Below are 23,137 nucleotides of genomic sequence, written 5' to 3'. Positions count from 1 at the left end.
TTTAGTAAATTTCAAAAGTTTCACACTTTTTTTATTTTGATAAATATTTTTAACATGAAATTTACTTTTGTACACTTCCTCGTTACGTTTCTCTTATCCCTATGTATCAAAACTTAAACATTTATAATTTTGCATCATCGTATGGCAATAAACAGACTTTCTAAAAGTATATAAAAAAAGGAGTCCTCCACTATTTGAAGACTCCTTTTAAAACGTTAATTATTGAACTGTTCCTGCATTTTTATCATGTTTACCATGTACATAATAATCCATATATTCTGGTTTCATTGGATCATTGCCTAAAATAATATCTGCAGCTTTTTCCGCAATCATTAAGACAGGCGCATGAATATTACCGTTTGTTGTTGTAGGCATGACTGATGCATCAACAACACGTAAGTTTTCCATGCCATGTACTTTCATTGTTAATGGGTCTACAACGGCCATTGGGTCTGAAGCAGGTCCCATTTTCGCACTACATGAAGGATGTAATGCTGTTTCAGCGTCGCGGCGTACCCAATCTAAAATTTCTTCATCTGTTTGAACTTCTGGTCCTGGGGAAATTTCTCCATCGTTATACGGTGCAAGTGCAGGTTGAGATAAGATATTACGTGCAACACGAATAGCTTCTACCCATTCACGTTTATCTTCTTCTGTTGAAAGATAGTTGAACACAAAGTCAGGATGTTCAAATGGGTCTGTTGATTTAATCTTCAAGCTGCCGCGAGAGTTAGAATACATTGGTCCAACGTGTACTTGGAAACCATGTTTTGTTTCTGCTTTCTCGCCATCATAACGTACCGCTAACGGTAAGAAGTGGAACATCAAGTTTGGATACTTCACATCATCGTTTGAACGTACGAATCCGCCACCTTCAAAGTGGTTCGTTGCGGCTGGTCCTGTACGGCTGAAGATCCATTGTAAACCGATAAATGGCATTTTTAATGGATTTAAACTTGGTTGTTCTGACACAGGTTGAGATGCTGCATGTTGAATGTACACTTCTAAGTGGTCTTCGAAGTTTTCACCGACACCAGGTAAATGAATACGTGGTTCAATACCTAATGATTTCAAGTGTTCAGAATCACCGATACCTGATAATTGAAGTAATTGTGGTGTATTGAACGCACCACCTGATAAGATAACTTCTTTTGCGGTAACCGTATGCAATTTACCATTACGTTTAAATGTCACGCCTGTAACCTTATTACCTTCAAAGTTTAATTTCGTCACAAACGCACGTGTTTTAACATGTAAATTTTTACGTTTCATTACTGGATGTAAGTAAGCGCGTGAAGCTGATACACGACGACCATTATGAACTTGGCTGTCGAAAGGTCCGAAACCTTCTTGACGGAAACCGTTCACATCAGGTGTTTTATTGTAGCCTGCTTGCACACCTGCATCAAAGAACGCTTGGAATAATGGGTTTTTCGCTGGTCCACGTTTTAATTTAATCGGACCATGATGACCACGATATTCGTCATCTTGTTCTGCACCGAATGTTGTTTCTAAACGTTTGAAGTATGGTAAGCAATGTGCGTAATCCCAAGTTTCCATACCTTTTGGTGAACCCCATTTTTCATAGTCCATCGGGTTACCACGTTGATAAATCATACCGTTGATTGAACTTGAACCGCCTAATACTTTACCGCGTGCGTGTGCAACTTGACGACCGCCCATATGTGGTTCGTTATTTGTCGCATAAATCCAGTCGTAGAAACGATTTCCTGATGGATACATTAATGCTGCTGGCATTTGAATAAATAAATCCCAAAAATAGTCGCTGCGTCCTGCTTCTAATACTAATACCTCATTGTTCTTGTCTACACTTAAACGATTACCTAAAACTGAACCGGCACTGCCCCCGCCGATAATAATATAATCATAATCATAAGATTTACTCATTTATGTCTTCCTCCTATAGAAAATGGTTATGCTCGATTTATCTTAATTTGTCCAAAAAGAGAGCGAGAACAGAGAGGCGAAAATTATTTCACCTGTATTCTCGCTTTATTTAAAATACATTAGCCTTTAAACCAATTCACTGGTTCTGGATGATAGTTCGTTAAAATGTGTTTAGAAACTAAGTACTCTTCTAAACCTTCTTTACCTAATTCACGACCGATACCTGATTGTTTATAGCCGCCCCAAGGTGCTTGTGCGAAGTAAGGATGGAAATCATTAATCCAAACTGTACCCATACGTAATCGGCTTGCGACACGTTGCGCTTTGCCGATGTCTTTAGAGAACACTGCACCTGCTAAACCATAAATTGAATCGTTCGCTAAACGAATCGCATCCGCTTCATCTTCAAACCCTTCAACTGTCACAACAGGTCCGAATACTTCTTCTTGTACAATACGCATTGACGTATCACAATCTGTAATCACTGTTGGTTCAAAGAAGAAGCCATCTTTCAAGTCATCACGATCAGGACGTTTACCGCCTGTCGCAATCGTTGCGCCTTCTTCTTTCGCAACATCCATATAACCTTCAACTTTTGCTAAATGTTCCGCTGAGATTAATGGACCCACTTCAGTATCTTCATCAAACCCATTACCAAGACGAATATTTTTCACGCGTTTAATCAACGCTTCTTCGAACTTATCTTTAATTGAGTTTTGAACAATGATACGTGAACCTGCTGAACATACTTGACCTGCATGGAAATAGCCGCCGTTTAGCGCTTGATCAACTGCTAAATCAAAGTCAGCATCTTCAAAAATGACGTTAGGATTTTTACCGCCAAGTTCTAATGCGACATTTGTTACATGATTTGCTGCTTGTTTCATAATGTGTTTACCAGTTTGGATACCACCTGTAAATGACACTAAGTCTACTTCTGGTGAACCTGATAAAACATCACCTACAACTGAACCGGCACCTAATACTAAATTAATAACACCTTTAGGGAAACCGACTTCTTCCATCAATTCGAATACACGAATAGTTGTCAATGGTGTGATTTCACTAGGTTTCATCACTAATGAACAACCTGTAGCTAAGGCTGGCGCAATTTTCCATGATGCTTGTAGTAAAGGATAGTTCCAAGGTGTAATTTGTGTAACCACACCGACTGGTTCTTTCACAACTTTACTTTCTGTACCTGGAATTGGTGAATTAATCATTTCACCGCCGTCTTTATCAGCTAACCCCGCAAAATACATAAAGACGTTATGGATGTCATCCATATCTGCAAGTGATTCTTCGTACGTTTTACCAGTATCTAACGTTTCTAGTTTCGCAAGTTCTTCACGATTTTCTTTAATCTTGTCAGCAATTGCTCTGACTTTTTGTCCTTTGACTTCACTTGTTTCATTCGCATAGTCACCTTGATCAAAAGCACGTCTTGCTGCTTTTACTGCACGTTCTGCATCTTCAGCTGTTGCTTCTGATACTTCGAATATAACTTTTTGATTATAAGGATTGATTATTTCACGTGTGGCTTGGTTCGCACTGTCTATCCACTCACCATCAATGTATTGTTGGTGAGATAAACGCTTTACAAGTTCCATCATTTAGACCCCCGTTAACTTTGTTAAATTTTTATTTAACGAATTTTACAAAGTTTATGTTAGCATGAATAAAGAGAAAGTGTCAAACACACTTTTTATATAACACACTGCATAGCAAGTTAAAGATAATCCTGTACTTTGATATACTATTCATGATTCAACATTGGACGAATGCGGGAAATAACTCTAAAATGAATATAAATGTAGTGGACGGAGGTTTAAGTATGACAAGTTCAAATCAACATGAACAAGCCATCGAAGAAGCTAAAGATTTAGTGATTAACGCGATTGGCGAAACAATGGATTTGTACGGCATTAATCGTAGTGTCGGCAACCTTTACGGGACTATGGTATTTGAAGATAATATGACCTTGGATCAAATGCGCGAGAAGTTGCAGATGAGTAAGCCAAGTATGAGTACAGGCGTGAAACGTCTACAAGAGTATGACTTAGTAAAACAACAATTTACACGCGGCAGTCGTAAACAACACTTTGTTGCTGAGAAAGACTTCTTTGTATTCTTTAGACACTTCTTCGATGTGAAATTCAGTCGTGAAATAAACGTCAATATGGCATCTCTTGATGAAGCAGAACAAATTATTCAACACGTTCTAGAATCAGATGATGTCGACGAAGCAACTTATGACTATGCACAACGCGTCAATGCACAACTCGAACATTCTCGTATCTATTACGAATGGCTTTCTCAAATTAATGAAGCCATCCGTACTGGCGAAATCTTTAAATATTTCCCAATTCCTGACCCGAAAGATGTATAATACACTTTCCATAACTTATCGATATAAAAATGGCACGCACTCCAGATTTGGAATGCGTGCCATTTTTTATTTCTACTTCATTTTCATTCATTTTTTATCTTTAAAAGTAATTCTACTTATAAATCGTTAAGATCTTTGTGCGTGTTGTTCCTCTTCACGTTCTTCCGCAATCTGATTAATCTTCAAGGAACGATGTTCTGCTTCTCTTAATCGTGCGGCACGTAATTGTAATTTAACGCGGTCTCTAGATAAGGTGATAATAAACGATATCATCATAAAGACGAAAATCACAATGAGCGGCACACTGGCTAGAATTGAAGCTGTCTTCAGAACATCCAGCGCACGTTGACCACCGACTAGCATTAATGAGAATGGTAATAAACATAACGCAAATGCCCAGAATAAACGGTTCGCACGTAATGGTTCACCAATTACTTTCTTTTGAGATGCTGAAGCAAGAATATATGAACCTGAGTCGAACGTCGTTGCTAAGAATAAGAACGCTGAAATCAAGAATAGAACGACAATAATATTATGGAACGGTAGTTGGTGAATGACTTCAACAATGGCTGCTTCCGTACCATGTGCATTCAAGAATGATACAACATCGAATTGATGTGTAATTTGAAGATACACTGCATAGTTACCAAAGATACCAAAGAATAAGACACAACCTAATGTACCGTAAATAATCGTACCTAAGATGACTTCTTTTAACGTACGACCTTTAGAAATACGTGCGATAAAGAGTCCGATAAACGGCGCATAAACGATCCACCATGACCAATAGAAAATTGTCCATTGTTGCGGGAAGTTTGTTTCCTTACGTCCGTCAATACCGCCAAATGGTTCTAACCATGTAGCCATTTGGAAGAAATTCTTTAACATATTCCCAAAGCCTGTAACTGTTGTTTCCATGATGAATACAGTTGGACCTACAATAAAGACAAATCCTAATAGAATAAATGACAACCAAACGTTCACGTCACTTAAACGTTGAATCCCTTTTTTCAGTCCTGTATAAGAGCTGACTGCGAAAATAACCGTAATTGTAATTAAAATCGCTGAACGTAACACCATACTTTGTCCATCAATACCTGTTAAACGTTCAATACCAGCTGAAATCATTGGCACACCTAATCCAAGTGATGTAGCTGCACCGCCAAGTAAACCGAAAATAAATAAGATATCGACAATTTTACCTGGTAATTTTTCAGTTTGTCCTTTTAAAATCGGTCGACAAGCCTGACTGATTTTATAAACTGGTTTTTTCTTCACGAAAACTAAGTAACCGATCGGTAAAGCTGGTAAAACATAAATTGCCCAAGCAATTGGACCCCAGTGGAACATACCATACATTGTGGCATATTCTAAGGCAGCATCTGTCATACCTTTCTCGCCATGTGGCGGTACTTGGAAATAGAAGGCCCATTCAATAACGCCCCAGTATAAAATATCTGAACCGATACCGGCACAGAACAGCATTGCTGCCCAAGTAAAGTTACCGAATTCCGGTTTATCACTTGCTCTCCCCAGAGTTACGTTTCCGTATTTGCCAAATGCTATGTACAGTACGAAACCTAAAACAATTAAGCCCAGTGATAAATAAACTGCACCTAGCGAATTGGATACTGCTTCGTTAATGTCAGTGATTACTTTTTGACTCGCTTTAGGAAATGCCATCATCGGAATGACAGCAATTAATAAAATAGCGACAGTACCATAAAACGTTGTCCAGTCCATAATTTGGGACTTTTTAGCTTTGTTTTGCTTTTTAGCTTTTTGCAATGTTTTTGCACTCCCTATATTGATTAATTGTCGTTGAAAACATAAAAATCAAATTCTACTTCTCTTTTTATTTTTCCAACTCCCCATTTCTTATGTTACATAAAGACATTAACGAATTATTTATAATAATGCAAATTCATACAGAAGAATATGTTGGCAAAAATGAATAAATATATATTTCAGATTAGTAATTCAAGCGTCCTAATCGCTTATATCCCTATGTTAAGTTTAAATTTAACGAATTGAACGAACTTAACCACCCATTTTTATGCATTAATATACATTTTATACGAATAAATATTTTTTTAGAAAAACTGAAAACATCCTCTAGAATCGTCAATTTTTAGTGATTTAAAATTACATTTATCAAAAGCTCTCATAAAAAAAATCCCCGACTTTAAACGTCAGGGATTTTAAATGAAAGTGCGAATCACTTCATTCATTTTTATGTGTATTATTTTTCAAATTATCTTTAGCTATTTTGTTTTGCGAAAGCTTTACCAATAGCTTCTAATTTATGCGGTGCGTCGTGCATTGCCATTTTCACTTCTACAAAGTGCATCATTTCTGGATAAGCTTTAATAGTTTCAAAGGCTTGTTTCAACTCTTCACTTGTTGAAACATCATGGATTTTCACATCATCTTTAGCGCCGAAGACTGCTGGTAAGGCTTTGTAGTCCCACATAAAGATGTCGTTATATGGTTCATTTTCACCATGAATCTTACGCTCTACTGTATAGCCATCATTATTGATGACAAACAATACTGGTTTTAATTTCTCACGAATCATTGTAGAAATACTTTGAACTGTTAATTGAAGTGAACCGTCACCGATTAATAATAAGTTACGACGATTTGGATCAGCAATTTGTGTACCTAATGTTGCTGGTAATGTGTAACCAATTGAGCCCCATAAAGGTTGACCAATAAACTTATTCGCTTGATATAACGCTAAGTCATATGCACCAAAGAATGATGTTCCTTGTTCGGCTAGAATCACATCATCAGGTGCGATAAAGTCTTGCATCATATCGAAGTACGTTTCTTGTGTTAATGGTTCATTCGTTAATTCATATTGACCCGCTTCTGGACGTTTATATTGTGGGTAATCTGCATCATTCACATAGTCCATCTCTAACAGACCTTCTAATAAATCTGGTAATGTCACATCTTGATCTTCTGTGTCATTCATTTTGAAATTGTGTTGATTCAACATCACGACATCATCAATATCAAATTCATATGAGAAACCTGCTGTGGCAGAGTCTGTTAATTTCGCACCAATATTTAAAATTGCATCACTGTTATCAACATAATTTCTAATATTTTCTTCTGCGATTGAGCCGTCATAAATGCCCATATAGTAAGGATTTTCTTCATTGAAGGCACCTTTACCTAATGACAATTGCGCAACTGGAATGTGTGTTTGATTTACAAATTGTTCTAGTTTGTCATGCAGTTTGAAACTATTGATTTCATGTCCTGCAATAATTACAGGTTGAGACGCACTGTTTAATTTATTTTTAACCATCTCAATATAGTTTGAGACATCTTGTGCTTTAAATTCTGGTAATTGATAAGCATCTTTCACTTCAATTTCTGTCATTGCGACATCAATCGGTAAGTGTAAATGTACCGGTCTTTTCTCGGCTAATGCTTCATTGATCAGACGCGGAATTTCTTCTTGTGCATTTTCAGGTGTGATATAACCTTGTGCTGTTGTAATTTCTTGGAACATTTTGCGGTAGTTATCGAATTCACCTTCACCAAGTGAGTGGTGAACATATTTACCTGCTTGTTCTACACTGCGTGTCGGTGCGCCTGTAATTGCGACTACTGGAATACGTTCTGCATAAGAACCTGCGATACCATTGACCGCTGATAATTCACCTACACCAAATGTAGTCACCATTGCGCTTAAACCATTCATGCGTGCATAACCGTCTGCCGCATAACTTGCGTTTAATTCATTTGTATTACCAATCCATTCAATATCATCACGGCTGATAATATCGTCTAAGAAAGCTAAGTTGAAATCTCCAGGTACACCAAATACTTTATCTACGCCTGCAGTACTCAGGCAGTCCATTAAATACTCTCCAACACGTTTATTCATATTCATTCCACCTTTTTCTCTTTCTCTTATACAATTCTAGGATAACGCTTCCATATATATTAGGTCAAGTAAGTTGACTTAACTGAAATATCTGCAACCATATAAAAAAATACCGCCTTGAATGTTTCAAGACGGTACTCTACAGAGAGCGTATTCAAGGTTATTCCTTGAACTCCCCTTTTAAATATTTTACTTCTTGGAATCCTGGACGTTTACTTGCTAGTTCTTCCATCATCGCATTCCAATCATTTCCGACTTCAGCTTTAATACTTTGAAGTAAATCATTTTGTGCTTTATTGATTTCTGTAACCAATGCATGACCTTTATCAGTCGCAAAGAGTTCTTTGACTCTGCCATCTATTTTAGATTTTCTTTCGACAACTAAACCTTCATCTTTTAATTTTTTCAACGTTTGATGACTGCCTTGTTTAGAGATTTCCATACTTCTTAGTAAATCTCTGATGGTAATCCCAGGCACTTTATCGATAAAGAATAAGAAGCGATGGTGTTGGCGGCGCATTCCTTTCTTCTCAATAATTTCATCTGCGGTATGAATAAATGTTTTATAGGCAAAATAGAACAAGAGATGATCATAGTCGTTATTATGTGCAGTCATGGTTCACAGTCCTTTATTTCAAAATGTTGTTTTCTGATAATTAACTTTATTATAGCAAGTCTTATAACAGACCTAAAGCACTGATTTTTCTTTTAAGCTTGGTTCAATCAAATAGAAACTTGTGCAATTTGTCTTTATTCTTTGTACAATGACATCAATATAGAACAAAAGGGAGATGATCGAATGGTTCGATTTAAAACTGTTCAAATCACAGACTTAACTGACGAAGACTTACAAGCTATGGGGGCACAAGATCAACTAATTGATGTAAGAGAAGCTGATGAATATGAAGCTGGTCATATTGAAGATGCGTTAAATTATCCACTTTCAACGTTAAATACGAAATTTCCATTAGACCAAGGCAAAACGTATTACATTTATTGTCAAAAAGGCGGACGCAGTCAACAAGCCAGCCAAATGTTAAGTGACAGCGGTTTTGATGTGATTAATTTAAACGGCGGTTATGAAGCATATCTTTCTCAACAAGAAGCACAACCACAACATCAAACTACAAGTAAGCAGGAGCAGACCGAAGTCACTGCCTCTGAGAAAACAATTAAACCAGAACGCAAACAATTAAACTACAGTGGTTTACAATGTCCAGGTCCTATCGTGAATTTAAGCCAAGCCATCAAACAAATACAACCTGGCGAACAAGTTGAAGTGATTGTTACGGATTTAGGCTTTGCGAGTGATATACAAAGTTGGGCAAAACAAACGGGTCATCACTTAATTGATTTAAAAACAGATGATTCAAAAGTCACAGCTATCATCGAAAAAGGTGAAGCTTCTGATCAAGCTATGTCTGTCCACGAATCAAATAATGGCACAACGATTGTCTTATTCAGCGGTGAACTTGATAAAGCTTTAGCTGCTTTAATCATTGCGAATGGCGCACGTGCAGCAGGTCGTGAGGTTTCTATCTTCTTTACTTTCTGGGGATTGAACGCATTAAAACGTACAGATGCGCCTAAAGTGCAGAAAAAAGGATTAGAAAAACTCTTTGATTTCATGTTGCCAAAAAGTCCAGAAAGTATGCCGTTATCTAAAATGAATATGTTCGGTTTAGGACGCTTTATGATGAAACTCTTAATGAAACAAAAGAACGTCGATTCATTACCTGCTTTAATCGATAAAGCAATCGAAAATGATATAAAACTAATCGCATGTACTATGAGTATGGATGTCATGGGTATCAAACGTGAAGAATTGCGTGATGATGTCCAAATCGGCGGTGTTGGCACATATATCGGCGATACAGAACATGCCAAACATAATTTATTTATCTAAAGCATATAGATAATCCTCTGTCTTCAAATTAAGGCAGAGGATTTTTTACATCATCTTTAAATATCCTTCTTACTCTTCAAAATTAATCGAACGTTTGTTCGCTTTTTCTTTGAAAACGCGTCCGTAAAATGCTAAACTTAATTCATGAGTAAAGGTCGTTCTACTATATTGTGAGTACCTCACGTGCCTTGAACTGCAAGAAAGTGAGGTGATATGGATGGACATTATAATCCATGAACTCACGATTAACTTTTCTTCAATTGTGCAAGTGACACTTTTAGCAACAGCCATCAAGTTTATTATCAGCAAGAACGACAAAAAAGACTAGCTATGCAGCAACATAACTAGTCTCTCATTCGGTTCGTTTGGTAATCACAATTGTGCGTTGTGAGCCTTTACTCTAGCCTTCAGTCCTGTAAGACTGAGGGCTATTTTAATACAACTAAAGCTTACCAAATTTATAGCCCACTTTCAATTAAATTGCGGTTCATCTAAAACAAGATTCCATACAATACATCATGCTATTGATCAGTAGCTAATAATCGCAATGGCCCATTAAATACAATCTTAGAAATATATTGAATTAATGTATCTATATCCACACGCTGTTCGTCTTGAACCCAATATTTAATCACACTCAACATTGATCCACTGACATAACTATGGAAATACATCACAGGAATACCAGCTATATCTCCTTTTGGATTCATTCGTAATTTCATGTTCTCTAAAATCATTTCAGAGATTCGTTCCTCTATTTGACTTTGTCTTTCTATTGTTAAAATAACTTGATAAAACTCTAAATTATTATAAACATGAGTGATCACATTTCTTAACACTTGATTAGAAAAGACTTCATAGAACTTATCAATAGATTCAATTGTTTTCATACTTTCAAAAATACGTGTTTTATCATAAAGCACATTCGCATATTCATCTTCCATCTTTTCTAATAAATCATATTTATCTTCATAATGCAGATAAAAAGTTCCTCTATTAATATCTGCGGCTTCTGTAATGTCATGAATAGTAATATGATCTAAGTCTTTTTGTTTAAGTAATTGAATAAAAGCCTTTTTAATCGCGCTTTGTGTTTTACGAACACGTCGGTCTACAGCCATAAATGAACACTTCCTTATTCTTTAATGAACAATTATCAACAATGTGTTGATTAACGAACACGATGCATTAAATTGGTCATTGCATCTATTTCATTACCAATTATAATAATCAAAGTAATGATAAATCAACACTATGTTCAATAAATCATAAGGAGTGAAAAAAATGAACATTTTAAAAAATAAACTACTTTGGATTGCGCCTATCGTATTAGTTTTAATTATGATGTTATTATCAGTCGCATTCTATCCAGCATATAACTCAAAACCAAAAGACTTGCCACTAGCGATTGTGAATTTAGATGAGGGTACATCTATTCAAAGTAAATCTATTAATATCGGAAAAAATTTAGAAGACCATTTACTAAAAAATAAATCAGAGGCCATTCAATGGAAAGCTGTATCCAGTGAGGATAAAGCTAGATCAGGATTATTCAACCAAAAATATTACGGAATCATTGTCTTAGAAAAGGATTTCTCAAAACACGCCTTAAGCAAAACACAAGCAACTGTTATGAAAGCAAAACAACAAGAAATGGAAGACAAAGTAAAATCTGGAGAGATTCCACCACAAGTTGCACAGCAAATGGCGGAAAAAATGAAACAATCTGGATTAGAACAAGTAAAACCACAAGCTGCACATTTAAAAACAATTGTAAGTGAAGGTTCTGGTTTACAAGGCTCTCAAATAGCAAACAAAGTTTTTAATGGGATCAGCACGAATTTAAACCAAAAAGTCATGAAACAAGGCTTAAACATTCTAAATAAACAAAATGTCTCTATTCCAGCTAAAGAGATTGAAAGTTTAATTCAACCTGTTGAAACCAAAGCAGTGTCTGTTGATAAGGTGAAAGATCACCAAGCCAATGGTAATGCGCCATTCTTAATGTTTATGCCAGTTTGGATGGGATCTATTGTCAGCTCAATTTTATTATTCTTTGCGTTTAGAACTAGTCATTTAATTCAACGTAGTCAGCGTGTTATTGCGGCATTGAGTCAAATTGTTGTGGCTGTCCTCACAGCGTTTATCGGAAGCTTTGGATACATTTACTTTATGTCAGGCGTTCAAGGTTTCCACTTTGACCATCCAAACCGTGTCGCATGCTTTGTGATGTTAGCATTCTTAGGTTTCATCGGTTTGATTTTAGGTACAATGACTTGGTTAGGCATGAAGAGCGTACCAATTTTCTTCTTATTGATGTTCTTCAGTATGCAATTGGTCACTACGCCAAAAGAAATGTTGCCTAAATTTTATCGCGACTATATCGCAGGTTGGAATCCATTCTCTAACTATGCGACAACCTTAAGACAAATTATTTATATGCATCATCCTATTGAACTTAACACTACCGTATGGATGTTCATCGGCTTTATGACTTTCGGTATTATTTCAGTGATTGTAGCTGCGTTTGTACGTAAACATTCAGATAAAAAAGCTGAAATCCCAGCTTAAAGATTATTCTCAAATACAAAAATCAATCCACCTTCAAACACGCTTGGCTTTGAAGGTGGATTTTCATATCTTACCTTATTTAAACAACATTATTTCTTTTTCTTCTTTTTGTCTTTTTTCTTTTTATCCTTTTTCTTCTTGTCTTTTGAATCTTCTTTTTTATCGTCTTTCTTTTTACCTTTCTTCTTAGATTTCTTATCTTTGTTGTCTTTGTCGTCTTTCTTACCTTTTCCTTTTTTATCTTTGTCTTTCTTGTCTTTTGATTCTACTTTTTCTTTATCTTCTTGTTTCTCTTCTTTCTCTTCAGATGACTCTGGTGCGGACTTGTCATCTCCAGAAGATTCATTTTCTGAAGACGCTTTATCTGCCTTTGTTGGTTCTTCTTTTACTGCAGTGAATTCTTCTTCTAGTTCTCCTACTGCGATGACTTCGCCTTTGTCATCTGTAGTGAGTGTTGTTTCTAATTCTTCATTTTGCTCTTCATCTAGATGGTAACCCAATTCTAAGACCTGTAAATAAACGGTTACTTGGAAGTCTTTATATTCACCTTTATAGATAGCTTGAACATCACTTTGACGAGATTGTAAATCAGTATGTTCTGTTAACGCAGGTTCTATTACGTTAGTTTGTATAGGTTCTTCTACAATTTCTTCAATAGAATGATCACGTTCTTGTTGATGGTTTTGTATACTTTTATAAATTAAATCAGCATCTTTCAACTCTGGATATTGTTTTAAAAATGCGCTTTTAGTTTCTGGTAATTCAAAGTCTTTCTTGGTTTTTACATCGATATAGACTGCCGCATAATGGAATTTTGTTTGGTCAGAAACATTGTAAACCCAAGATTTAGGCGGGTTTGTCATTTTCTTTAAATGTTCAGTAAAATCACGTTGAATTGTTGATACCGCATGACCTGCTTGGCCGCTAGCGCTTGGTTCAAAATCATGTACATAAACCGTTCTTAGTTTTACCATATCTGTCATTTCATTTTGATCTAGAACTGCTAAATCTAAACGTGACATCTCTCTAGCGACAGTTTCTGACTGTGCTTGACGCAAAACTTGAATTCCTAATAAATCTTTTAATGACTTATCTATACCTGACACTAAAGTTAAATACGTCATATCATCTGCGTAGTGTTTAAAGTTACCTTCTAACTTGCCCAATCTTTTAGTTAAAGCATCTGCGATATTGATTTTCATGTTAATTCCCCCATAGGTTTGATTTATACACTAAGTTAGTAACTTATACCCTATCAGTCGCAAAATAAGATTAAGATTTTATTAGATTGAATACTAATTTAGATTTGCGTCACTCAAAATAAAAAAGCGGTACAGGAGTACACGCTTTATAAGAATTAGCCATTCATGAATTTCAAAACTTCATCATACACTTTTTGAGAACGTTCATTATTTTTAATACGTCTTTTTTGAGACCGAGCCACATACTCCATGGGCACCATATTAAATTGTTTCTTAAAATTGTTGAGGAAAGAACGTTTACTAGAGTATGAATATCTTTTCCAAACTTCTTTGGTTTTTTGATTATCTTCACCATTAATTAATAGATATTCTGCCACGTTAAAGATTTTCACTTGTTGTACGTAATCATTGTAGTTAACACGTGCTGCATCTTTAAATACACGTGATAAATAACTGATATTTAAATCAAAACTTTCAGCGATAGTTGTTAACTTTAACGCTTCATCTGAATGATGATTGATGTACTCAATAATGTGGTTGATTGTCGGGTTATTAGTCATATTGAATAAGTAGATGTCGAAGTTTTCCAAGTAAACACGTAAGTATCTTACCAGTCGAACAATGGTCGCATTCGCTTTCACAAAGTTTGTTTCACATACATAACGTAAAGCCTGGATATAATCATTTTTAATGATATGGTGGATTTCAAAATTGCTTTCAACATGATTGATTTCTTTTAAACAAGCCGGCTTAAAATACACATAATGAATTGATAAGCAGACAACTTTCCCTTCTTTTATTTCCACTTCCATATTTGTGAAATGTGGTTTTTGAACAAAAAGATCTCCTGTTTTATAGGTAAAGTGCTGTGCCCCTTTTTTAACGAAGACTGTACCTGATAAAACTAAATAAATATTAACGTACTCCTCGCTTTTCGAATTATCTTTTATACAAGACCAACCTTGAAAAATATTGTAACTGTAATCCAAAAATATACCCCCCTAATAAAATAAAATGATAATGTGAATGAGTTCTTCTAAATATCCATAGAAAAGCAAGCAGTAAAATAGAAGTGTAAAAGAAGTGATGATTGAGGTAGATACATTTCATAACTGATGAAATTATCCAAAATAAGACTACACCTATTTATAATAAACTAAATGTTCAGAAAATCGAATGCTTTATTGTAAGTTTTTGTGCTAAAATGTTATATTTTTATCTGTTTTATTCAACCAGAAAGCCTTTAGTCCATTCTTTAAGTATATGTAAAATTACTTTATGATTTCTGTGGATTTCATTAAAAAAATTATTGACGCGTTACACATTCTCCTATATAATAAATCTTGTGTTAAAAAGCTATGGAGAAATACCCAAGTCCGGCTGAAGGGATCGGTCTTGAAAACCGACAGGGGCTTAACGGCTCGCGGGGGTTCGAATCCCTCTTTCTCCGCTACGATAAAGGATGAGATACTAAACGGTGTCTCATCCTTTTTTATTAACTTAACGTAAAAATTTCACTAAGTTATTATCATACGCTTAACAAATATTAGACTACATCACTAAACCCCACTCTATCATCTTAGAATGGGGTTCTTTTTATGGCGAGACTACTTTGTCTCACTTATTACGAGTATTTAGACGAAACGGTAAAGATATAGCTGATATTAAGATATAAAAAATAATACGCTGTCAAAAAAGCCGCACTCCCTACGAGTACGACTTTTGTTTAAATATTAATTTTTTCTACGACGACTGCTTACTAAGAATGCGACGCCAATCAATGTGGCTAATCCGCCTACAAGGATGCTGTTAGATTGTGACTGACCTGTATTTGGTAAAGCTTTTTGTTGTTTAGAAGAAACTGTTTGTTCTGGATGTGTAGTTCTAGTTGCTGTGTGACTTAATGTTTGTGATGAACTTTCTTTATCATATTGATGTATATGTCCATTAGAAGTTCGAGTAGTATCTTGATGTTCATTTGTTGATTCATCAGAAGCATTGTTATCTTTAGACGTTTGATGTTTTTGTGTTATTTCGGTTTGATGTTCTACCTCTATAGACGCGCTTTCAGATGATGCTTTCTCTTCTGTTGTATGCTCTAGTTGTTTGTTTGTACCTTCTGTTTTGACTTCTTGTTTAACTTCACTCTCAGTATTCAAATCAACTGATGAAGTTGTTTCAGAAACTATCTGGTTAAGAGAAATTTCATCTGCATTTTCTAGGTGTATTTCTTCTTGTTGTGTAGTTGTTGTAACAGACTTTTCCGATACTACTTCATTGGAAATTGTTTCAAGAGAAGTTGTAGATTTATCTTCAGTTACTGCTGGAATTTCAATATTTTCTATGTTGTTTAACTCTGAAATCAAGTTGCCTTTTAATTCACTTGGTAACTGAGCTATTGCTGATTGTGCTAATTCTTTTGTTGTCTTTACTTTTTCTTGAACAATCGTTAATGCTTCTTGTTCTTCTGTCTGTACATGATGATCTGAAAGTACTTTTTCAAGTTCAATGTGTGCTGTATTATTTGTTGATATTGCTTCCTTCAACGCTGCTTCTGCTTCATTTAACCATTGATCTTGGATGTCGTTTGTACCATTCGCATTAGCGTCATTGATTTCTGGGATGTCGATGCCTTGTAATTGTGCTAATAACGCTGGTAAATTGCCTTTTAGTTCACTTGGTAATACGTTTACTTTTCTCTCTGCTGATGTTTTTAATATTTGCGCTTCTTCTTGTGCAGATTTTAGTAATGTTTGTTCTTGTGGTGTGATTAAGTTGTCGGAAACTGCCATGTTCCATGCTGATTGAGCTGCTTTATCCGCAAGTTCTGCTGCTTTCACAGCGGCTTCGGCATCATTTAACCATTGATCTTGGATGTCGTTTGTACCATTCGCATTAGCGTCATTGATTTCCGGGATGTCAATACCTTGCAGTTGTGCTAATAACGCTGGTAAATTGCCTTTTAATTCACTTGGCAGTGCGTTTACTTTTGTCTCTGCTGATGTTTTTAATGTTTGTGCTTCTTCTTGTGCTGATTTTAGTAATGTTTGTTCTTGTGGTGTGATTAAGTTGTCGGAAACTGTAGAATCAAATAATATTTGAGCATGCTCATCAGCTGACTGTGCTACTTTCACCGCATCTCTCGCTTCATTGATTAATACATCTACATTATCATCAATACCATTTTCATTTTGATCATTAATCTGCGGTAATGTAATACCTTTGAGCAACGCTAAATCTTTTGGAAGATTACCTTGCAATGTTAATGGTAATTGATTTACCTTTTCTTTTGCTTGTGCTTTCACATCTTCGTAAATTGCTTGTAATTGAGCTAATTGTTTATATTCGCTTGGTGTAACTAAACCATCTGCTGTATTCGTTGCTAGTTTTTCCTGTAGTTTAGCATCCATTGCTTGTGCCACTCTGACAAACTCTGTTGCTTCAGCTAATGCAGCATCATCTGCATCTGAAATATTATTGGCATTTTGATCATTGATGTTTGGAACTGTGATGCCTTGAAGTTGTTTTAAACGTACTTCAAATGGTGATTGATAAGCTGCTGGTAATTGCTTCACAATTTGTTGTGCTGAATCTTTAGCACCTTCAAACAATGCTTGATGTTGTGATAAGTTTTGATGTTCTTGTGGTGTAATCAAGCCATTTTCATTTGCTGTATCAAGTTCAGATTGTACCTCTTGATTCATTTTTTCAGCTTGTGCCACACGTGCTTCTGCTTGTTTTAATAATGTATCAATATCATCTGCAATACCATTAGCATTTTGGTCATTGATGTCTGGAATTGAGATAGCTTGCATTTGCGCTAAAGCATTCAGTAATTCATCTTTAACTGCTGCTGGAATCTTACTTTGTTGAATCGTCTCAGTTGCTTGTTCTTTTAGTTTTGATGCATGATTTTGTGATTCAATCAATGTGTCTTGTTCTTGTGGTGTAATTAAGTAATCTGCATTCGCTTTTATTAAATCACCTTGTGCTGTTTCATGTGCAGCTTTTACTGCATTTATTAAATCTTGAAGTGTTTGATCTAACGTATCATCTACATCATTATGGTTGTGATCATTGACTGCTGGTACTGCAATACCTTTTAAAGCATCAAGCATTTTTAGAAGTTCACCTTTTAGTGCATCATCAACTAAAGCAATTTTATCTTTAGCAATATTTTTCTGTGCTAAGAATGCTTTTTGAAGATTTGATAACATATCATGTTCATCGTCGTTGATAACACCATTGTCCTGAGCTGTTTCTAATCCTGCTTTCGCAACTTTTTCTGCTGCTTCTGCTGCCTTAATTGCTTGTAATGCATCACTCATCAATTGATCTTGGTTATCATCGATACCATTTGCATTTTTATCATTCACTTCTGGGATATCGATTGCTTTTAACGCATCTAATTGTGGTTGGAATTCCGGTCTTAAGTTTTCATCAATCATATCCACTGCTTTTTGAGCATAGTGTTTCGCTGTCTTCGTATAGTTGACTTGGTTAATTAATTCTGACTGTTCTTTTGGTGTGACTAATTGATCTTGTTGAATTGACTCTAGTTGTTGTTGTGATGATTCATGTGCACGTTTTGCTTCATCAACTAAGTCTTGAACAGCTGCTTTCAATGCATCTGTATGATCATCAATGTGGTTATTATCTTGATCATTGACAGTTGGTAAAGTAATTTCATTAATCGCATCTAATTGTAACTGCAAGTCTTTTTGATATGCCATTGGTAAAGCATCAATTGCTGCTTGCGCCGCAGCTTTATTAGCTTCTACTAAATTTTTAGCACCGCTTAGAACTTCTAATTCACTAGGATTGATTAAACCGTCTACTAATGCCTCATCTGCTTTAGCTTGTGCTGCTTGCGCCATATCTTTAGTCGCATTGATTAATTGTTGTGCCTTGTCTATTAATGTATCAATATCATCACGAATACCATTTTGATTTTTATCATTCACAGATGGAATTGAAATTCCTGTTAACGCTTGTACTTTTTCAGGCAAATCTTGTCTGTATTTACTCTCAACTGCTTCAAGCTTTTCTTCAGCTAATGCTTTCTTTTGTTTAAATTCTTCTTGTAACGCTTTTAATTGTGCTTGTTCATCAGGGTTTACCACACCATCTGCTTGAACTTCTTCTAATGCTGTTTGTGCTACTGTTTCTGCATTTTTTGCTGCTTCATAAGCTTTGGCTGCCTCATCAAATAAGCTATCTTCTTTATCCGGCACACCATTTTGATTTTCATCGTTGACTTGTGGTGGCCCGATTGGTGTTAATTCATCGAGTTCGGTTTGTAATGTTTGTTTTGCATGTTCTGAAAATAATGCGTCTACTAACGTTTGTGCTGCTGCTTTTTTGTCCTCTGCTAATGAAATTGCTTTGGCTAAATCTGTGCTTTCTTCTGGTGTAGTGATATTATCTTTTTGAATATCATCCATTTGCGTCAATGCATTGTTATAAGCTGCTTTTGCTGCTTCTACCGCTTCTTTCGCTTTATGAATGGCTTGATCTACGTCATCACGAATCCCGTTTTTATCCTCGTCATTCACTTCTGGTACAGTAATACCTGTTAATGCCGCAAGTTGTTTTGGCAGGTCTTTGCGGTATGCTTCTTGAATCGCATTAATTTTTTCATTTGCTAATGCTTTCTTTTGTTCAAAGTTAGCTTGTGCTGCTACTAATGCTTGGTGTTCTGTTTCATCAATTAATTCATTTGGTTTTAGTGCTTCAGCTAACATTTCTTTTGTTGATGTATCTGCTGCTTGTGCCTCTTTCAATGCATCTCCGGCAAAGCGTATTAATAAATCTTCTGAATCTGGAATATCATTTGCATTGTTGTCATTTACTGGTGGAACAATTAAATCAGGGTATTGTCTTAAAACGCTCAGTAACTCTGCTTTTAAAGGCGTTCCCTCTGAGAGATTATGAACATCGGTAAAGGCATTCATTTTAGATTCATATGCAGCAAGTTTGAAAGATCTTAATGATTCGATTTCGTCTGGATTAACTAATCCATCATCTTGTATCGCTAAAATCGCTGCTTTTGCTGCTTTATCTGTTTCTATAACTTTTTGTACAAGTTTTCTGAGTTCAGCCTCTTTATCATCAGCTACATCATTACTATTAGCATCATTCACTTCTGGTACATCAATACCTGTTAATGCTTTTAATTTCCCAGGCAATACACCTTGATATGCTGGATCAACTGCGTCTAATGCTTGTTGTGCTGTTGCTTTCTTTTGTTCAAAATCATGTTGTAAGTTTTGTAGTGTCTGATGTTCTTCTGGTAAAATAGCTTGATTCTCGTTTGCTTTTGTTAATTCAGATTTTGCCAAATCATCAACTACTGTTGCTTTTTCAATTGCTGCCTCTGCTGCTTTAACTAAAGCATCTTGAGTATCTGGAATCATATTGTTGTTATTGTCATTGATGTCTGGAACACGAATACCATCTAATTTTGCTAGTTCTTGCTCTAAAGGTGCACGTAATGCTTCAGGTAATGCATTCACTTTTTCTGTTGCTTCTGCTTTTGTTGAAACAGCTGTTTTCTGAGCTTCTGTTAAATCTTGATGTTCTTTCGGATTAATCAGCTTATCTTGTGTTGCGTCTGTTAAGTTATGTTTCGCTGCTAAATCTGCTGCTTTTGCTTTGTCTAAAGATACTTGTGCTTCTTTAAGCAATGCTTCTAGTTCAGCTTTATCAACATCGTCTGTTTTACCATTATTATCTTTATCATTTACTTCTGGTACAACAATACCGTTTAACGCTGCTAGTTGTGTTGGTAATTCTCCACGATACTGTACATCAATCGCATTGATTTTATCGTTAGCTGCTTGTTTCTTCGTTGTGAAATCTTGTTGTAGCTCATCTAAGTTGTCATGTTCTTGTTGATTAATAACTTTGTCATCATTAGCTTTAACCAATTCTTCGTTAGCTAATTTATCCGCTGCTTCAACTGCTTTAATAGAAAGTTTAGCCGCTTCAATCAACGCATCTTGTTCATCAGGGATGTTGTTTTCATTGTTATCATTAATGCCTGGTACCGTAATACCTTTTAACTTAGCCAATCTTTCTAATAATGGTGTTTGTACTTCTGATGGTAAGGCTTTAACTGCTTTATCTGCTGTTGTTTTTATTGTATCTGCATTTTCTTTTGAGACAGTTAAATCTTGATGTTCTTGAGCTTTAATTAAGTTATCTGCATTGGCTTGTTGTAATTGTGTTTGTGCTGCTTGGTCTGCGGCTTCTGCTTTCTTAACTAAATCTTCTGCGTTTTTCAATGCTGCATCTTGTTGTTCTTTTGCATCTTGATCATCTGGTTTACCATTACTATTTGTGTCATTAACAGCAGGAACTGTAATTCCTTTTAATGCTTCAAGTTGTGTCGGCAAATCACCACGATATTTCTCTTCAATCTGGTTAATTTTATCGCTAGCTGCTTGTTTCTTCGTTGTAAAATCTTGTTGTAAGTTTTCTAGGTTGTCGTGCTCTTGTTGATTGATGGCTTTATCAGCTTCAGCTTTAGTTAATTCTTCGTTTGCTTTTTGATCTGCTGCTTTAACTGCGGCTAATAAATCTTGTGCCTCTGCGATTAATGCGTCTTGTTCGTCTGGAATGTTGTTGTTATTGTGGTCGTTAATTACAGGAACTTCAATTCCATCTAACTTAGCTAATCTTTCTAATAATGGTGTTTGTATCTCTTGAGGTAAGGCTTTAACTGCTGCATCCGCTGTTGATTTTGTTGAATGTGCATCTTCTTTTGCAGCAGTTAAATGAGTATGTTCTTCTGGCTTAACTAATTGATCTTCTTTCACTTGGTGTAATTTTGTTTGCGCTGCTTGATCAGATGCTTCTGCTTTTTCAACAAGATCTGTTGCATTTCTTAATGCAATCGATTGTTGTTCTTTAGCATCTTCAGCATCTGGTTTGCCGTTTTTATTTGTATCATTTGCATCTGGTACCTTAATACCAACAAGTTGGTTTAACTTTTCTGTTAATGGTGTTTGATACTGCACATCAATCGTTGCAATTTTTTCTTTAGCTTTTTGCTTCTTATCTTCAAATTCTTGTTGAAGTGATGCTAAATTATTATGTTCTTCTGGTGTAATCGCATTATTAGCATTGGCTTCTTCTAAAGTAGATTTGGCTTTATCTTCTGCATCTTTTGCTTCTTTTAACGAAGCTTCTGCTTCAACAATTAATGCATCTTGACCATCTGAAATATTATTGTTGTTACGGTCATTGATATTTGGCACTTGAATACCTTTTAATTTCTCAAGTCTTTCTAATAATGAATCTTGCATCTCTTGTGGTAATGCTTTAACTGCTGTATCTGCTGTTGATTTTGTTGTGTCTGCATTTTCTTTTGCGGCAGTTAAATCAGTATGTTCTTGAGGTTTAATCAGCTTGTCTTCATTAGCTTTTTGTAATTGTATCTGAGCTGTGTTATCCGCTTCTTCTGCTTTGCTAACTAAATCCTCCGCATTTTTCAAAGCTGATGCTTGTTGTTCTTTCTTATCTTCTGTATCTGGTTTTCCGTTGTTATCATTATCATTCACTTCAGGTACTGTGATACCAACAAGTTGATTTAATTGATTAATTAAAGGTGACTGATGATTTTCATGTACAGCTCTAATCTTTGCTTCTGCTGCTTTTTTCTTTGCTGTAAAATCTTGTTGTAATGCTGATAAATTGTTATGTTCTTCTGGAGAAATCGCATCGTTTACATTAGCTTGCTGTAATGTTGTTTTTGCTTTATCTTCTGCATCTTTCGCTTCTTTTAACAAAGCCTTTGCTTCTTCAATTAATTTATCTTGTTCATCTAAAATATTATTGTTATTACGATCATTAATTTCAGGAAGGTTTATACCATCTAATTTATTAAGCTCTTCTTGTAACTCTGTTCTTAAACGTTCTGGAAGCATATTCACTTTTTCTTGAGCAGTATTCTTTTTAGATTCACCATTCGTTTTAGCGTTTGTTAAATTATTATATTCTGTTTCACTTACCAGTGAATCACCAATCGCTTGTTGTAATTTCGCTTTGGCTTCTTTATCTGCGATTTTAGCTTCTTCAATGGATGCAGTTGCATCAGCTTTAGTTTTATTATCTATTTCATTTTTAAGTGCATCTGATACTTTTAAGGCAATCATATCATTATCAGTATCTAAGTGCTCCCACTTGTTAACGCCATTATCAAATGACCAAGTTACAGGAACTTCGATAACACCTTTATCAGCATCATAATACTT

12 protein-coding genes and 1 tRNA gene are annotated in these 23,137 nt (G+C 35.5%); 4 read left to right on the top strand and 9 right to left on the bottom strand.

Annotated features, from left to right (window positions below; genetic code table 11):
• Positions 1-219: 219 nt before the first annotated feature.
• Complete coding sequence (gene betA, locus MUA87_RS01370; protein ID WP_002480010.1) at positions 220-1,908, bottom strand: choline dehydrogenase; 1,689 nt, start codon at positions 1,906-1,908, stop codon at positions 220-222.
• 119 nt (positions 1,909-2,027) lie between these two features.
• Positions 2,028-3,518: a betaine-aldehyde dehydrogenase gene (gene betB, locus MUA87_RS01365; RefSeq protein ID WP_262551161.1), complete on the bottom strand. Its 1,491-nt coding sequence runs from the start codon at positions 3,516-3,518 to the stop codon at positions 2,028-2,030.
• A 224-nt stretch (positions 3,519-3,742) separates the two neighbouring features.
• On the opposite strand from betB, the gene cudC reads away from it, so the two are divergent.
• A complete protein-coding gene (cudC, locus tag MUA87_RS01360) occupies positions 3,743-4,297 on the top strand; it encodes a choline uptake/conversion transcriptional regulator CudC (RefSeq protein ID WP_002480012.1) in 555 nt (184 codons plus the stop codon).
• A 126-nt stretch (positions 4,298-4,423) separates the two neighbouring features.
• On the opposite strand, the gene MUA87_RS01355 is transcribed toward cudC, so the two are convergent.
• The 3 genes from MUA87_RS01355 to MUA87_RS01345 all read right to left on the bottom strand — a co-directional run bounded on the left by MUA87_RS01355 (position 4,424) and on the right by MUA87_RS01345 (position 8,817).
• Complete coding sequence (locus MUA87_RS01355; protein ID WP_031262674.1) at positions 4,424-6,040, bottom strand: BCCT family transporter; 1,617 nt, start codon at positions 6,038-6,040, stop codon at positions 4,424-4,426.
• 517 nt (positions 6,041-6,557) lie between these two features.
• On the bottom strand, positions 6,558-8,201 hold the full coding sequence (locus MUA87_RS01350; RefSeq protein WP_262551159.1) for an alpha-keto acid decarboxylase family protein: 1,644 nt from the start codon (positions 8,199-8,201) through the stop codon (positions 6,558-6,560).
• A gap of 160 nt (positions 8,202-8,361) precedes the next feature.
• Positions 8,362-8,817: a MarR family winged helix-turn-helix transcriptional regulator gene (locus tag MUA87_RS01345; protein ID WP_002480016.1), complete on the bottom strand. Its 456-nt coding sequence runs from the start codon at positions 8,815-8,817 to the stop codon at positions 8,362-8,364.
• A 183-nt stretch (positions 8,818-9,000) separates the two neighbouring features.
• On the opposite strand from MUA87_RS01345, the gene MUA87_RS01340 reads away from it, so the two are divergent.
• A complete protein-coding gene (locus MUA87_RS01340; protein WP_262551158.1) occupies positions 9,001-10,107 on the top strand; it encodes a DsrE/DsrF/DrsH-like family protein in 1,107 nt (368 codons plus the stop codon).
• Between the two features lie 521 nt (positions 10,108-10,628).
• On the opposite strand, the gene MUA87_RS01335 is transcribed toward MUA87_RS01340, so the two are convergent.
• Positions 10,629-11,228: a TetR/AcrR family transcriptional regulator gene (locus MUA87_RS01335; protein ID WP_070462685.1), complete on the bottom strand. Its 600-nt coding sequence runs from the start codon at positions 11,226-11,228 to the stop codon at positions 10,629-10,631.
• Between the two features lie 163 nt (positions 11,229-11,391).
• Between MUA87_RS01335 and MUA87_RS01330 the strand changes: the two genes are divergently transcribed.
• Complete coding sequence (locus tag MUA87_RS01330) at positions 11,392-12,678, top strand: YhgE/Pip domain-containing protein (RefSeq protein ID WP_002480019.1); 1,287 nt, start codon at positions 11,392-11,394, stop codon at positions 12,676-12,678.
• Between the two features lie 89 nt (positions 12,679-12,767).
• Here MUA87_RS01330 and MUA87_RS01325 read toward each other — a convergent pair whose 3' ends face one another.
• Together MUA87_RS01325 and MUA87_RS01320 are read right to left on the bottom strand one after the other, a co-directional pair.
• Entirely contained in the window at positions 12,768-13,880 is a 1,113-nt protein-coding gene (locus tag MUA87_RS01325; protein ID WP_262551155.1) for a hypothetical protein, read from the bottom strand.
• A 155-nt stretch (positions 13,881-14,035) separates the two neighbouring features.
• Entirely contained in the window at positions 14,036-14,869 is an 834-nt protein-coding gene (locus tag MUA87_RS01320) for a helix-turn-helix domain-containing protein (protein ID WP_002480021.1), read from the bottom strand.
• Positions 14,870-15,240: 371 nt separating this feature from the next.
• Between MUA87_RS01320 and MUA87_RS01315 the strand changes: the two genes are divergently transcribed.
• A tRNA-Ser gene (locus MUA87_RS01315) sits at positions 15,241-15,330 on the top strand.
• Positions 15,331-15,613: 283 nt separating this feature from the next.
• On the opposite strand, the gene MUA87_RS01310 is transcribed toward MUA87_RS01315, so the two are convergent.
• Positions 15,614-23,038, bottom strand: a complete 7,425-nt coding sequence (locus MUA87_RS01310; RefSeq protein ID WP_394356891.1) for an LPXTG cell wall anchor domain-containing protein — start codon at positions 23,036-23,038, stop codon at positions 15,614-15,616.
• Between the last annotated feature and the right edge of the window lie 99 nt (positions 23,039-23,137).

The organism is Staphylococcus simulans (assembly GCF_025561465.1).
Classification (GTDB): domain Bacteria; phylum Bacillota; class Bacilli; order Staphylococcales; family Staphylococcaceae; genus Staphylococcus; species Staphylococcus simulans.
This window is presented reverse-complemented; position numbering and strand designations above follow the sequence as displayed.

Excerpts from the sequence above, each read along its gene's own strand:
- betA (WP_002480010.1), bottom strand. The coding sequence starts at position 1,908 with ATGAGTAAATCTTATGATTATGATTATATTATTATCGGCGGGGGCAGT.
- betB (WP_262551161.1), bottom strand. The coding sequence starts at position 3,518 with ATGGAACTTGTAAAGCGTTTATCTCACCAACAATACATTGATGGTGAG.
- cudC (WP_002480012.1), top strand. The coding sequence starts at position 3,743 with ATGACAAGTTCAAATCAACATGAACAAGCCATCGAAGAAGCTAAAGAT.
- MUA87_RS01355 (WP_031262674.1), bottom strand. The coding sequence starts at position 6,040 with ATGGACTGGACAACGTTTTATGGTACTGTCGCTATTTTATTAATTGCT.
- MUA87_RS01350 (WP_262551159.1), bottom strand. The coding sequence starts at position 8,201 with ATGAATAAACGTGTTGGAGAGTATTTAATGGACTGCCTGAGTACTGCA.
- MUA87_RS01345 (WP_002480016.1), bottom strand. The coding sequence starts at position 8,817 with ATGACTGCACATAATAACGACTATGATCATCTCTTGTTCTATTTTGCC.
- MUA87_RS01340 (WP_262551158.1), top strand. The coding sequence starts at position 9,001 with ATGGTTCGATTTAAAACTGTTCAAATCACAGACTTAACTGACGAAGAC.
- MUA87_RS01335 (WP_070462685.1), bottom strand. The coding sequence starts at position 11,228 with ATGGCTGTAGACCGACGTGTTCGTAAAACACAAAGCGCGATTAAAAAG.
- MUA87_RS01330 (WP_002480019.1), top strand. The coding sequence starts at position 11,392 with ATGAACATTTTAAAAAATAAACTACTTTGGATTGCGCCTATCGTATTA.
- MUA87_RS01325 (WP_262551155.1), bottom strand. The coding sequence starts at position 13,880 with ATGAAAATCAATATCGCAGATGCTTTAACTAAAAGATTGGGCAAGTTA.
- MUA87_RS01310 (WP_394356891.1), bottom strand. The coding sequence starts at position 23,038 with ATGATTGCCTTAAAAGTATCAGATGCACTTAAAAATGAAATAGATAAT.